Source organism: Wenyingzhuangia marina (assembly GCF_900130035.1).
Lineage (GTDB): Bacteria > Bacteroidota > Bacteroidia > Flavobacteriales > Flavobacteriaceae > Wenyingzhuangia > Wenyingzhuangia marina.
On sequence record NZ_FQXQ01000002.1, the window covers coordinates 258,527 to 273,459 of the forward strand.

Annotated in this window: 11 protein-coding genes; 6 read left to right on the forward strand and 5 right to left on the reverse strand. The window is 31.1% G+C overall.

Annotation, left to right across the window (positions count from 1 at the left end; translation table 11 throughout):
• Window positions 1–41 precede the first annotated feature (41 nt).
• From BUB70_RS05160 to BUB70_RS05170, 3 genes are all read left to right on the forward strand, one after another.
• Window positions 42–1,046, forward strand: a complete 1,005-nt coding sequence (locus BUB70_RS05160; RefSeq protein WP_073119018.1) for a DHH family phosphoesterase — start codon at window positions 42–44, stop codon at window positions 1,044–1,046.
• A 38-nt stretch (window positions 1,047–1,084) separates the two neighbouring features.
• Entirely contained in the window at window positions 1,085–1,408 is a 324-nt protein-coding gene (locus BUB70_RS05165) for a hypothetical protein (protein WP_073119020.1), read from the forward strand.
• 351 nt (window positions 1,409–1,759) lie between these two features.
• A complete protein-coding gene (locus tag BUB70_RS05170; RefSeq protein WP_073119023.1) occupies window positions 1,760–2,764 on the forward strand; it encodes a glycoside hydrolase family 43 protein in 1,005 nt (334 codons plus the stop codon).
• 71 nt (window positions 2,765–2,835) lie between these two features.
• Here the strand turns inward: BUB70_RS05170 and BUB70_RS05175 are convergent, their stop codons facing one another.
• From BUB70_RS05175 to BUB70_RS05195, 5 genes are all read right to left on the reverse strand, one after another.
• The gene (locus tag BUB70_RS05175; RefSeq protein WP_073119025.1) at window positions 2,836–5,178 is read right to left on the reverse strand and encodes a TonB-dependent receptor; all 2,343 of its coding nucleotides are present in this window, start codon (window positions 5,176–5,178) and stop codon (window positions 2,836–2,838) included.
• A gap of 296 nt (window positions 5,179–5,474) precedes the next feature.
• A complete protein-coding gene (gene arfB / locus BUB70_RS05180; protein ID WP_073119027.1) occupies window positions 5,475–5,879 on the reverse strand; it encodes an alternative ribosome rescue aminoacyl-tRNA hydrolase ArfB in 405 nt (134 codons plus the stop codon).
• A gap of 17 nt (window positions 5,880–5,896) precedes the next feature.
• Window positions 5,897–6,454, reverse strand: a complete 558-nt coding sequence (locus BUB70_RS05185) for an AAA family ATPase (protein WP_073119030.1) — start codon at window positions 6,452–6,454, stop codon at window positions 5,897–5,899.
• Window positions 6,418–7,047, reverse strand: a complete 630-nt coding sequence (gene pnuC, locus BUB70_RS05190) for a nicotinamide riboside transporter PnuC (protein ID WP_073119032.1) — start codon at window positions 7,045–7,047, stop codon at window positions 6,418–6,420. The genes BUB70_RS05185 and pnuC overlap by 37 nt, the downstream gene beginning before the upstream one ends.
• Window positions 7,031–7,291, reverse strand: a complete 261-nt coding sequence (locus BUB70_RS05195; RefSeq protein ID WP_073119034.1) for a thiamine-binding protein — start codon at window positions 7,289–7,291, stop codon at window positions 7,031–7,033. The genes pnuC and BUB70_RS05195 overlap by 17 nt, the downstream gene beginning before the upstream one ends.
• Before the next feature lie 182 nt (window positions 7,292–7,473).
• Between BUB70_RS05195 and BUB70_RS05200 the strand changes: the two genes are divergently transcribed.
• The 3 genes from BUB70_RS05200 to BUB70_RS05210 all read left to right on the forward strand — a co-directional run bounded on the left by BUB70_RS05200 (window position 7,474) and on the right by BUB70_RS05210 (window position 14,859).
• The gene (locus BUB70_RS05200) at window positions 7,474–8,763 is read left to right on the forward strand and encodes a S28 family serine protease (protein ID WP_073119036.1); all 1,290 of its coding nucleotides are present in this window, start codon (window positions 7,474–7,476) and stop codon (window positions 8,761–8,763) included.
• A 249-nt stretch (window positions 8,764–9,012) separates the two neighbouring features.
• Window positions 9,013–11,151 carry a hypothetical protein gene (locus BUB70_RS05205; protein WP_073119038.1) on the forward strand — a complete coding sequence of 713 codons (2,139 nt, stop codon included), beginning with the start codon at window positions 9,013–9,015 and terminating at the stop codon, window positions 11,149–11,151.
• A gap of 33 nt (window positions 11,152–11,184) precedes the next feature.
• Window positions 11,185–14,859 carry a DUF4450 domain-containing protein gene (locus BUB70_RS05210; protein WP_073119041.1) on the forward strand — a complete coding sequence of 1,225 codons (3,675 nt, stop codon included), beginning with the start codon at window positions 11,185–11,187 and terminating at the stop codon, window positions 14,857–14,859.
• The last annotated feature ends 74 nt before the right edge of the window (window positions 14,860–14,933 follow it).

The following is a 14,933-nucleotide window of genomic DNA, read 5'->3' on the forward strand; positions in this document are numbered from 1 at the left end:
TTCACTAACTCTTCAAAAAGAGCACTTTACCCAAATACAACATGAATATTTATCAACAAATTGAAGCAGAAATACAAGCTGCTTCTCATATCGTGATAACAGCACACAAATCTGCCGATGGAGATTCTATAGGATCTTCTTTAGGTTTGTTATATTTTATAGAAAAATTAGGAAAATCAGCTGTGATTTGTCACCCTGATAAAGCTCCTGATTTTTTATATTGGATGGATACTTCTTCTATTTTATTGATGGAAGAAACCCCTGAAAAAGTAACCAATGCTTTTGAAGAAGCTGATTTAATTTTCTGCTTAGATTACAATGCAACCAATCGTGTTGGACCAGAAATGCAAGTATTACTAGAACAAGCTACTTGTAAAAAAATCATGATTGATCACCATTTAAACCCTGAAGAATTTCCTTTCTTAACCGTTTCAGAAACAACAGTATGCTCTACTTCCCAACTCATTGTAGAACTGATTGAACAATCTGGACATGGAGATTTGTTAGATGAAAAAATTGGAACGCCTTTATACTTAGGAATTTTAACAGATACTGGTAGTTTTAGATTCAATTCTGTACAACCAAGAACTCATGAAATTTTAGCTAAAATACTAGCTGCCGGAGTAGAACACCATCTTATTCACGAAAAATTAAATGACAATAATACAGAAAGTCGTTTACGCTTACAAGGATATGCTATGAGTGAAAAATTAGAAATTTTGTACGACTACAACGTGGCTATTATCTCTTTATCTAAAGAAGAATTGGCCAAATACAATTATAAAAAAGGAGATACTGATAGTTTGGCTAATTTAATATTGTCTATCAAAGGAATGAAAGCTGCCATTGTTTTTACCGAAAGAGACGGAATCATGAAAATATCTTTCCGATCTAAGGGAACCGAAAACCCTGTAAATGTTTTGGCAACAGAACATTTTAATGGTGGCGGACATGCAAATGCTTCTGGTGGAATGAGTGAATTAACTGTAACAAAAACCTTAAACAAACTAAAGGACTTAATTCCTAAATATTTTCCAAAAAACTAATAAAACTAGCGAGTGGCTAATAAAAAACACATAAAATTATGACACAAAAAGAATTTTTAGCCCAAAATGTATACAATACACAACCCACTTATACTGTAGAAAATGATCCTGATACGTTGTATTTTTCTGAAGAAGGTTTTTCAGAAATTTTAAATAAAGCAGAACATTATGGAATTGCCATTTATGATATCAAATCGGCATTAAATGGAGAAGCTGGAACTTCTGCACATCACGAAACTTTTAAGAAAAAAGCCACGGATCCCACTTGGTACAAAGGCGTTTTTAAAACCTTAAAAAACAAACAAAAAGGATTTTTATATGCTGCTACTTATAAAGTTTCTAAAAAATTATTGAATAGATAAGTTCAAAACAGAATCAAACTAAAACGCCCTTTGTAATGATCACAAAGGGCGTTGTTTATTTAATAAAATTTTCCATTTTCTGTTTATAAACTATTTCAAATAATACGGTTTAGTTAAAACTAAAGTGTATATGTACTTGAAAAAAATCTTAACAATAAAGATATAAATAATACTATTTAAAATTTATTTTAAAAACACACAATTATAATAGATCTCTTAAATACTTTTAAAGAATAAAGGCATAATACTTGTAATATCTTTTTAAATAAATTTGACTAACTAAAAACAAATGTTAAAAACACATTTATATTTGTTTTTTAATATATTTACTAAAATTTTAAATAAGCATACATGAAATTTCTTAAAATGTTTTGGCTACTAAGTGTAGTTTTATTGTTTTCAAATCATGGTTATTCTCAAGACCAAAAATTTAATAATCCTATTGCAGAGCAACGTGCAGATCCATGGGTATTTAAAACGGATGATGGTATTTATTACTTAATTGCAACCGTTCCTAATTATGATAAAATCGTAATCAGAAAAGCCACAAGTATTAATGGATTAAAAGATGCACAGGAAAAAACTGTTTGGACAAAACATAAAAAAGGTGTGATGGGTCATCATATTTGGGCTCCAGAACTACACAAGATTGACGGAAAATGGTATATCTATTTTGCGGCAGGAGAAGCTGAAAATGTTTGGAACATAAGAATGTGGGCTCTATCAAATTCATCAAAAAATCCAATGGAAGGGGAATGGAAAGAAGAAGGGCAAATTAAAACAGAACTAGAATCTTTTTCTTTAGATGCCACTACTTTTGAACACAAAGGAAAAAGATATTTAATTTGGGCACAAAACCTTAATAATGGAGCAGATGGAACTTCATTAGTTATGTCAGAAATGAAAAACCCTACTACTTTAAAAGGTAAAGAAGTAGTAATTACTGATCCTGAATTTAGTTGGGAAAGAGTTAAATATAATGTTAACGAAGGGCCTGCAGTTATTAAGAAAAATGGTAAAATATTTGTAACATATTCAGCCAGTGCTACTAATGATAATTATGCAGTAGGTCTATTGTGGATTGATGAAAATGAAGATTTATTAGATCCTAATAATTGGCATAAATCTCCATCACCAGTTTTTTATTCTAACGCTGATGTAAAAAGATATGGACCAGGTCATAATTCTTTTACAACTTCTGAAGATGGAAAAACAGATATTATGATTTACCATGCAAGAGATTATAGAGAAATTGAAGGAGCTGAATTATCAGATCCAAACCGTGCTACCAGAGCAAGAGCCATAAAATGGACAAAAAGTGGATTTCCTGATTTTATACAAAGACAAGGAGATTAATTAAAAAATAAACTCTACAAAAAATCCGATCATAGTACTATGATCGGATTTTTTTTAATGTATAATATTTATTAAAACTTTAAAGTAACTCCTACTAAAAAGTTTCTAGTCGCTTGTGGGTAATATCCGGCACCATCTAAAGTGGTAACAGCATTCGGATCTGACCAATCATCATCATAGGTGTAATAATATCCTCTATCTACATATCGTTCATTAAAAATATTGTTTATCAAAGCTGAGAATACGATCGAATTAAAAATTTCAGAAGTTTCTATAGCATAGGTAACATTTATATCACTCTTGTAATAATCATTTAATACATCAGCTGTTGTTACTTTACTATCTAAATTACTCATGTATTGTTTTCCTACATATTTTGATAAATATGAAATTTGAAAATTATTAGTTGGTTGATAAGTAAAAACACTACCAAAAATAACATCTGGTGAAAATGAAATATTAGTATTTCCCAAGTTTTGTAAAACTCCATCAATACTAGCAATAAAATCTCTGTTTTTATTAGTACTTATTGCTGCATTTGGTTTAAATGATAGTTCTTTGGATATCTGAATACTTGCATCAACCTCTAAACCTAATCTATAACTTTTACCTGAAGTAGCTCTAATAGGAGATCCTACTCCATCAATAGCTCCTGTTAACACTAATTGATTCTTATAGTCCATATAAAAAAGGTTGGTATTTACTTTAACTATTTTATTATTGGCTCTCCATCCTAATTCATAATCATAAAGGGTTTCGTGAGTACTAACGCCTCCTTCAAAATCATTCCTATTAGGTTCTCTATTCGCTACTGCAACAGAGGTATAAAAACTATTTTGAGGGTTCATTTTATAAGTAAATCCAAATTTTGGATTAAAGAAATTAAAATTTGCATCTACATCAATTGGAACAATATCAGAAGTAATTCCTTTTGTTTTATAGTTTACAAAACGTCCTTGTAAATCTGCATAAGCAGATAATTGTTCAGTTAAGCTAAACGTTGCTTTGGCAAAAAGCGAAAAATCTGTTTTTTTAGCATCAGATTCATAGTACTTATCCCTAATGTTTGTATTAGCAGCTAAATCACTTCCCCAAGTTACTTCTCCAAAATGATTTCCTGAATAATTTGAATAAGAAACTCCAGTAATAAAATTGACATCCTTGGTTTTATAATTGGTGTTAAAATTAGCTACATAAAAGTCATTATCTAACCAACGTCTAACAATTGCATCACTACCATCAACTATTAAATTATTAAAATCAGCTGCATCTTCTCCTGCTTTATATTGTTCAAAAAAACCAGCACCTTTGGTATAGTTTAAAGCAACATTTGTTGACCAGTTATCGTTTAATTTTTCATTCCAATGCAATTGATAATGGTTTTGAGCATAATCATCCACTTCATTATCATAGGTATAAGGATTTTGTCTCCTATCATCTTCTAATTGTTTGGCTGTTAATCCTTCCCAAGCCTGGTATGTTTTTTCTTTACCTCCAAATGTAATCGCTTTAATCAACGTATTTTCATCTGTATAACTTGCTTGTAAATAAAACGATTTTAAATCTGCATAGGCTCTATCTACATAACCATCAGAATAAATATTAGACAACCGTCCTGCAATTTCTATATGATCATTTAATTTTCCTGTACTAAATTTCACGGTATGCTTTCTAGTATTATAAGATCCAAAAGAATTTGATATTTCTCCCGAAGCTTCGTCAGAAACCGCATCTGTTAAAATATTAATACTGGCTCCAAAAGCTCCAGAACCATTGGTTGATGTTCCTACTCCACGTTGTAATTGTAAATTTTGAGTTGAAGAAGCAAAATCTCCTAAATTCACCCAAAAAGTCCCATGACTTTCTGCATCGTTATAAGGAATTCCATTTACCGTAACATTGATACGTTCTCCGTTAGAACCACGAACACTCATATAAGTATATCCTACTCCTGCTCCAGCATCTGATGAAGAAACTACCGATGGCATATAATTTAATAAAACAGGAATATCTTGTCCCAAATTACGTTTTTCTAATTCTTTTTTAGAAATATTAGAAAAAGTTACTGGTACGTCTGAGTTTACCCTAACTGCTGATACCAAAACCTCATCTAATACTGTTGAACTTAGTTCTAGAACAAACGGAATAAAAATGTTTTTAGATAATTTAATCTCTTTAGAAACGGTGTTATACCCTAAATAAGAAACTTGAAGAGTATAGTCTCCATTAGGTAACTGAGTCGTAAATTCTCCATTTACATCTGTTAACACTCCTTTAGTAGTTTCTAAAACCAAAACAGTAGCTCCCAATAAAGCTTCTTTATTTTGATTGGTTACATTTCCTGAAAGTGTATAACGCTGGGCGTTTGCAAAAATACTTGCAAACAAGAATAAAAAAATAGATGTTTTTTTCATTTTAAAAATTTTAAAACGAATAAAAAGAGGTAATTATTCCTGTAGTTATTTTGAATAATTTGTTGTGAATATCATTATTTATGATATTCTTTTCCCTAAACAGCATTGCCTGTTCTAGGTTCGTTGGGTATGATCTCAGCCATTATTTAGTTCTAAATTCTACAGTTTAAAATTCATGGTTTAACAACCTAAATTCACACTCCAAAACAAATGAACTATAATTAGCACCCCTTTATGAGAACGCTGCAAAAATACGCTCTATTTTATGAACTAAAAACCTAAAAGTGAATTATTATTTAATCGTGATTTGGCTTTTTTCTTAAACTTTTCTTCTCTGCATTTCGTTGTTTACTGTCTATCCTTTTTTGAATAGCTGATATGCTCGGTTTGGTAGGTCTTCGCTTTTTGGGGCGAACTAAATTTTGACTTAATAGTTCCAAAAACTTCTTAATAATAAGGTCTTTATTTTTATGCTGTGACCTACTTTCATCACAAAATAAAATCAGAATATTTTCTTTGGTTAATCTTGAGGATAATTTCTCTATCAATAATTCTTTTTCCTTATCAGAAAGTGCATTAGAGTTTGATAAATCAAAAGTCAGTTCTACTTTAGAGGAAACTTTATTTACATGTTGTCCCCCTGCTCCAGAACTTCTGGTAGCTTTAAAGTTTAACTCTTTTATAATTTCTTCTTTATTCATCCTATTGATTTACTTTTTTATAACAATTTATTTATTTCTGTAATTGCTTTTTTTAAACGGGTTTCTTTGTCTCCTTTTAAAGTAATGTAAGGTTTTTTATATTTTTTTAAAGTATTTTCAAAAGCTAAAAACATTTCTTCAGCTTGTTCTGGTCTATCTCTTAAATCATCAGCCTCCCAAGGAACATCTATATAAGTTAGTAGATACAAATTATATTGATTATCTATAGCTGCATTTTTAACACATTCATCTACAAAACCACTATAATACTCTTCTGAATAAACTTTAGTTTCAAGCAAATTTGTATCACAAATCAAAATTTTGTTTGCTTTTTTCGCCAAAGTATTTTCTAGTTTCATCTGACCAATAGCAATAGGAACAATGTCTTTTATTTCGCAAACTTTATGCTCTTTATCCCACTTTTCTTGTAAATAATCTCTAGAAAACTCTGGTACCCAAACTGTATTATAATATTCAGCTAGCTGACGAGAAAGTGTTGTTTTTCCTGTAGATTCTGGTCCAAACAGCACAATTTTAATTAGTTTATTGGGTTCTTGTCTAAGCTTTTTTTCCATGCTAAATAACCTTGTACGGCTAGTATTGTAAAAATAAGATATTGTAAGGATAACATTCCTAAACCTCTGTAAGCATACAAAGGAACTGTAATTAAATCAGCAAAAATCCACAAGGTCCAATTTTCTATTTTTTTCTTGGCCATGTACCACATTCCCGTAAAGAAAATTCCAGAAGTAAAAATATCTATATAATTCTCTGGTTTAATTTCATATCCAAAATATTTATACACTTCATAGGTAATAACCATAGTTATGATTACTAGTAGAACTCCTATTATTTTTTCTGCAACAGTAGTTCTAGAAATAGGAACTACTGTTTCGTTATTTTTCTTTCTTGACCAGTTCCACCATCCATAAATACTCATGACTGAATAGTAAAAATTCATCATCATATCTCCAAAATACTGAGCTTTGTAAAGTAAATAAACGGTAATCACCGTGGCGACCAAGCCTACTGGATACACCAAAATATTTTCCTTTTTAGAATATACCACACTGGCAATTCCAAACACAAATGCAATGGCTTCTAAAACAATATCGCCAACAGGAGTATGTTCATAGGCACTTAAAAAAAAATTAAAAATGTGGTTCATAGTTACTTCTATCAGACTTTACCATTTTTAAATTCACCACAACATTTTCTTGATTTTCAAATGATATTCTAATCTCCTCTGTTAAGAATGGCATTACTTTATCATAATCTCCATAAACTTGAGTACTCATTGGATTTTCTAATACTGTAAATTCTGAGGCTCTTAATCTTTTTATAAAATTGATAATGTGTTCTTCAAAATTATCGTGTAGTGGTAATAAGGTTAACTCTATGGAAACTTTCATATTTATTGATTATTTGAGGGTAAAAATAGGCATCATTTTTTTAGTGGGTAAAAAAATAGACATCGAATTTAAAAATACTATGAACCACTAAAGTAATCTTACTGTTTTACTTTGTTTATTAAAAGAACTAAACTAGTTTTATAGCAACATTAACATTTTAACTTTTAGCACATTTAAGCCCCATGAAAAAGAGTATTATTTTATATTTATTATTATTTCTTTCCATATCTGGTCATGCACAAAAAAATCAAATTAAGGATGATCTAAACTTGTTACCAGAAGTAACCTACCAACAAATTTCAAATACTACAGACTACAATTCTAATTATGTTTTAAAAGTAAAGCAGCCTATTGATCATAATGATCCTAGTAAAGGTTTTTTTAACCAAAAAGTATATTTATCTCACAAAAGTTTTGATCAACCAACAGTACTTGTTACTGCTGGATATCAGGCTAACAATAATGGTATTTATGAGTTAACTGATTTATTAAAAGCCAACCAAATTTTAGTTGAACATAGATTTTTTGGAGAAAGTATGCCAGATAGTCTAAACTATAAATACTTAAATTTAGAACAAGCTACTGCAGATTTACATCATATAAAAGAACTTTTTAAAGATATTTATCCTAAAAAATGGATTAGTACAGGAATTAGTAAAGGTGGAGCAACAACTATTTTTTATCGATATTTTTATCCTAATGACGTTGATGTTAGCGTGCCTTATGTAGCTCCTATAAATAATACTTTTGAAGAACCTAGAATTTATGAATTCTTAAATACTGTTGGTACTGATGAATGTCGTCAAAAAATTAAAGACTTTCAAATTCAAATATTAAAAAACCGTGACAAAATATTACCTCTTTTAAAATTCTACAGCATGGGTGTTGGTGCTAAATATTCTTATTTAACTATTGGAGAAGCTTTTGAATATGCAGTTATGGAGTATCCTTTTTCTTTTTGGCAATGGGGTGCTAGTTGTGATGAAATTCCATCTAAAAAAGCATCTATAGAAGATATTACCAAATACTTTATTGAAGTTTGTGATTTAACTTTTTTTAGTGATCAGTCTATAGAAAAATACAATTCTCACTATTACCAAGCAGCAACCGAAATGGGATATTATGGTTATGAAACTAGTGAATTTAAAGATTTATTGGTTGACTTACCAACAGATAAAAATCCAATGGCTTTATTTTTTACTTTTAAAATGGAAGAACCTTTTAATGGAGAAATATTAGAAAAAACAAACAAATGGTTAAAGAAAAAAGGAAATCACATTATATATATTTATGGAGGAAATGATACTTGGACTGCAAGCGCTGTTCCTTTTAGTAGTAAAGTAGACTCCAAATGGTTTATTTTAAAAGATAAACATCATGGTAATGCAAGAATTAAAGGAATGAATACTTCTGAAAAAGAAGCGTTTATTTCTACACTTGAAAAATGGTTATCAATTAAAATTGAACATTAAATAACACTTTTTTTTAAATTTTCGAAGGGACTATTATAGTCCCTTTTTTTTATGTCCCATACATACAATTTTCATGTGTTTTCAGTACGACTTTACTCTTTTTTAAATCATTTAGAACCTACTTTTGATAGTCGTTTTAGCAAATTATATAAAAGTCACCTAACGGTACAGGATGGAAAACAATCGTCATTCTTTTATTTTTAAAATCAGGAGAAAATCCTCGTTATTAAGTATTAAAAACATCAAACTATGAAAAAAGGAATCCTTGGTCTTTTAGTTTTAGGAATTATTGCTTGTACAAATTCTAAAAAAGAAGATGCACTAATTAACAGAAAAGAAGTAGTTACCCGTAACAATGTTGTAATTAAAGAAGCCGATACATTGGCTTCACTTTCAGTTGGAAACGGAAATTTTACTTTTACTACTGATATTACTGGATTACAAACCTTTTGGGCGGAATATGACAATGGTGTTTCCTTAGGAACCATGTCTAACTGGGGATGGCATACTTTACCCAACACAGAAAATTATACTTGGGATGAAACCCTTAAATATTTTGAGGTTGAAGGAAGAAAAGTTCCTTATCGCCATCAAATAAAAGACAATGAAAGAGCTAAAGAAGCTTGTGATTATTTTAGAGAAAACCCGCATAAAATTCATTTAGGATTGATTGGTTTTGATTTACATTTTGCTGATGGAACCAAAGCAATTCTTTCTGATATTAAAAATCCAACACACGAATTAGATTTATGGACTGGTAAAATCACTTCAGATTTCACTTTTGATAACCAACCTGTTCATGTAGAAGTTTACTCGCATCAAGAAAATGATTTGGTAGCTGTAAATGTTAAGTCCCCTTTAATTAAAAAAGGACAACTTTCTGTAGAATGGAATTTTCCAGCACCAAAAATTGCGCATACAGGTAGCGGAATTGATATGCAAAATATTGATACTCATAAGAGTGATATCATAGATCAAAACAATAATAACATCACTCTAAAAAGACAACTTGACAACGATGATTACTTTGTAGAAATTGATTGGCAAGGAACTTCAGAAATAACTCAAACAGACAAACATCAATTTAAATTATCAAACAAAAACGAAGATCAAATTCAGTTTTCTTGTCAGTTTTCTCCTGATGAAATTACTAACAATGTCCCAACTTTTAAAAGTACCGAAGAAAATAGTAAAACAGCTTATCACAGTTATTGGTCTAAAGGTGGATTTGTAGATTTTGGAGCTTGTACAGATGAAAGAGCTCCTGAACTAGAAAGAAGAGTGATTTTATCACAATACTTAACTAAAATTCAAAGCACAGGAGATTTACCTCCGGCAGAAACAGGTTTAACATTTAATAGTTGGTTTGGAAAATTTCACTTAGAAATGCATTGGTGGCATGTAGCACATTTTGCACAATGGCAACGTGGTGATTTAATAGAACAACAATTAGACTATTATTTTGATATGTTAGAAAGTTCTAGACAAACGGCTCTAGATCAAGGATACGAAGGAGTAAGATGGCCAAAAATGATTGGTCCTGATGGACAAAACAGTCCATCATCTGTAGGATCTTATTTAATTTGGCAACAACCGCATATTATTTGGTTGGCAGAACAAATGTATCGTCAAAACAAATCCCCTGAAACTCTAAAAAAATACGAAAAATTAATTGTAGAAACAGCAAACTTTATGGCTGATTTCCCAATTTGGAATGAAGAAAAAAAACAATTTGACCTTGCTCCTCCATTAATTCCCGCACAAGAGCATTGGGAAAGAACTACAACTTATAATCCTCCTTTTGAGTTAGCACAATGGTATTGGGGATTAACCACTGCACAAAATTGGTTAAAAAGATTAGAGAAACCTAAGAATGAAAAATGGGAAAAAGTTAGACTAAATCTTGCCACTCCAGATCAAGCAGAAGGATTGTATTTAGGAATTCAAGGAGCTACAGAGTCTTATAATGATGTTGAATTAATGAGAGACCATCCAATGGTTTTAGGAGCTTATGGTATTTTACCTCATTGGGATAAAATTGATCCTAAAGTAATGGAAGCTACTTTAGAAGTGATTGCTAAAAAATGGGATTGGCCTAACACTTGGGGATGGGATTATCCTATGTCTTCTATGTCTGCTGTTCGTTTAGGGAAACCTGCAATGGCCTTAGATTTATTATTAAAAGACGTTCAGAAAAACACCTATCTTAAAAATGGTCATAATTATCAGGATGATCGTTTGCGAATTTATTTACCAGGAAATGGAGGTTTGTTACAAACTGTTGCCATGATGTGTGCGGGTTGGGATGGATGTTCTGTAGAAAACCCAGGTTTTCCTAAAAATGGAAAATGGAATGTAAAATGGGAAAACTTAGAACCTGTTTTTTAAACAAGTCCATTAGTTTCACCTTAAAATCATTTTATGAAAAAGTACCTTATACTACTCCTATCAGTATCAATATTTACAAGTTGCCATACAGAAACAAATGAAAACATTAGTGTTCAAAAAACTTGGCACCATCAAACTCGTGAACTCCGTTACCATCCCGAAGGAAATGAGTTTGTTATTATAAACGGAGAAAAAAGATTCAACCGTGCTTTATACGGAACCAATACTGGTTTTAGAGTAGAAGCTGGGGATTTGCCTGAATTTGGCTTGTATATGACTCGTTATGGTGGAACGCTAAAGTTAGGATTAGCAAATAATGATACTTCCATTTGGCTAATTGATGCTGAAAACATAAAAATGACCTATGGTGCTGGTGCTATAAAATACAGCATTATAGATTCTATTTTAAAAGATGGAAAATTAGAGTTAGAATTACTAGCCTTACAAGAGGCTGATGGAATGATTTTAAAAGTAAACTCCAATAACATTCCTGAGGATGTAAAGTTGGTTTGGACTTTTGGTGGAGCCACAGGAAAAAGATTTTCTAGAGAAGGGGATTTAGGAGCAGATCCTGAATCTAACTTTTATTTAAAAGCGGAAAACTGTATTAATAATGATATTTATTTAAACGAAGGGGCTTTTAATTTATATTATAGTAAAGGCAGAGAAACCCCTAAAAACGCTAAACCTAATAATGATGAAATCAACAATAATAAACTCATCACAAGAAAGAGAATTGCAGGAATTGTTACTACAAATAGTTCTTTAAAAATTGGAGATGCTCATCATTTAGAAACGCCTAATGAATTACTAAACTCAAAAGAATCTGATGCTCCAGTTGTCGTAGGTAGTCTTGAGTTTAATCATTCAACTGAAAATTATTTTATGCTCTATAATCCTGATACAGGAGTTCCTGCTACGCATAAATCAATGCAGAGTTTATATACTAAAACTGATAAAATTCGTGAAAAAATTGCGAATAAATTTTGGATGAATACTCCAGACAAATATCTAAATGCTGCTGGAGCTCAATTGGCAACTGCTGCGGATGCTATTTGGGATAATGAGTCTTATTTTATGCATGGAGCTGTGGCTTGGAGAATGCCTTTACCAGGTTGGAGAGGTGCTTATGCTGCCGATTGGTTAGGAAATCACGATAGAGCCAAAGCACATTTTAGAGGTTATTTTGCTGCTCAATATACAGATCCTAAAAGTGGACCTGTGGTAGCCGATCCTAAAACTCATTTATCCAGAAATAAAGAAGAAAAAGGAACTTCTATTTTTACTTCTGGATACATCAGTAGAAACCCGAATAAACAAAGTAAACCTCATCATTACGACATGAACTTGGTGTTTATCAACCAGTTGTTGTGGCATTTTAAATGGACAGGTGATACAGATTTTTTAAAGGAAAGTTGGCCAGTAATAGAAAGACATTTAGAATGGGAAAAAAGAAATTTTGATCCTGACAACGATGGACTTTACAATGCTTATGCAGCTATTTGGGCAAGTGATGCTTTACAATACAGTGGTGGTGCGGTTACCCATGCATCTGCTTACAATTATAGCGCTAACAAACAAGCGGCAGAATTGGCAAAACTTATTGATGAAAATCCTGCTCCTTATCAAAAGGAAGCTGAAAAAATTTTAAAAGCCATCAACAAACGTTTGTGGCTAGAAAACAAGGGAACTTATGCCGAATATCAAGATTTATTAGGAAAAAAATTAGTCCACCCTACTCCTGCATTATGGACTATTTATCACGCTATTGATGAAGGAATCAGCAATCCTTTTCAAGCTTATCAAGCAACAAAATATGTAGATAACAACATTCCACATATTCCTGTTTACACCAATGATAAAACACAAGAAAACTTATACACTTTATCAACCAGTAATTGGATGCCTTACACTTGGTCTATTAACAATGTAGCCATGGCCGAAGTTTTACACACTGCCCTAGCCTATTGGAAATCGGGAAGAAATAATGAAGCTTTTAAGTTGATGAAAGGAACCATGTACGATTATATGTATATGGGAAGTTCTCCAGGAAATTTTGGGCAATTATCCCATTTTGATGCTTTTAGAGGAGAATTGTATCGTGATTTTGCTGATCCTGTTGGGGTAGCTTCTAGAGCTTTTGTAGAAGGTTTGTTTGGGGTAAAAGCAGATATTATCAATAAAAAAATAGAAATTACTCCTGGTTGGCCAAAAGATTGGCAATTTGCTATAATGAAAACTCAAGACATTGGCATTGATTACAAACAAAATAAAAATACTGATGTATACAACATCACCACAAACTTTAAAACTGACATCAGTTTAGAATTAATTTTAAAAGTAAGAAGAGAAAAGATTGAGAACGTAAGTGTCAATGGAAAAAAGGTTGAATGGCAAAACAAAGAAGATGCTGTGGGGCAACCACAAATTCTAATCAAAACACCTATAGATTCAATTTTTGACATTCAAATTACATGGAGTGGTGCTGACTTCTCCTCTCCAAAAAGTAAGTACACAGTAACTCCAGATGAAATCATAAAAATTCCTTTTAATAAGGCTAAAATCGTAAATTTATTTAATCCACAAGATGTTTTTTCAACCATAGAAAAACACACAAATGATATTCAATTAAAGTTAAAATCATCAACTGGAAACAAAACTTTATTTGTGCAATTAGAACAAGGAAAGTACAAATGGTGGCAACCTATTCAGTTAAATATCATTTCAGCTATTCAAATCATCAAAAAAGAAAAAGGAATTGAAAACGATTTTCAAATAGCAGTAAAAAATAATACTCATAAATTGATTAATGGAACTATTGAAATTAATCAGTATCAAGAAAAAATAAACATCAACAACAATAGTCTATCTAAGAATATTAAAATTCCAAACAATAATTTATTACCAGGAACCAACCTTGTAAACATTAAAACTAAAGATATTCAATATCAAAAAACATATTTAAATTGGAATGTAAAACCCAATACCAATACCGTTTTTGAAACCATCAACCTAAAAAATTATTATAATGATAGGATTGTTAATATTTTTGAAGAACAATATTTTTCACCTCGTTCTCCATATCCAACTTTAAGTATTCCTGTACAGGGAATTGGAGATTGGTGTTCTTATAAAGAGCACGAAGAAATTGATGATTCTGGCTTAATGACAAAGGCAAGAAAAGACAATCAGATTGTGTCTCCACAAGGAATTCCTTTTAACATTTTAGGAGAGCCTACGGATAATATTATATTTACTTCTCAATGGGATAATTATCCTGAATCTGTAAACATTCCTTTACAAGGAAAAGCCAAACATGTTTATTTGTTAATGGCTGGTTCTGCACATCATATGCAAACTAGAATGATTAATGGAATAGTAACGGTTAACTACATCGATGGAAGTTCAGACAAATTAGAACTTATCAGTCCAGAAAATTGGTGGCCAATAGAACAAGATTATTATCAAGATGATTTTGCTTTTGACACAGGAAAACCGCAACCTCCCCGTTTGTATTTAAAAACGGGAGAATGGCATATGGATTCTTATGAAGTACTAAAAAAGAATGGAACGAATAAAATTGAAGGAGGTGCAGCACAATTGTTAGATCTGCCTTTAAACAACCAAAAAGAATTAAAATCACTAATCCTAGAAACCTATTCTAATGATTTAGTTGTAGGATTGATGGGGGCTACTTTGGTTAGATAAAATTTTAATCTGATGAAACACATTTATTTTGACACCCTCTTTTAATTAGGTATTTTAATAGAAAAATAAAATCT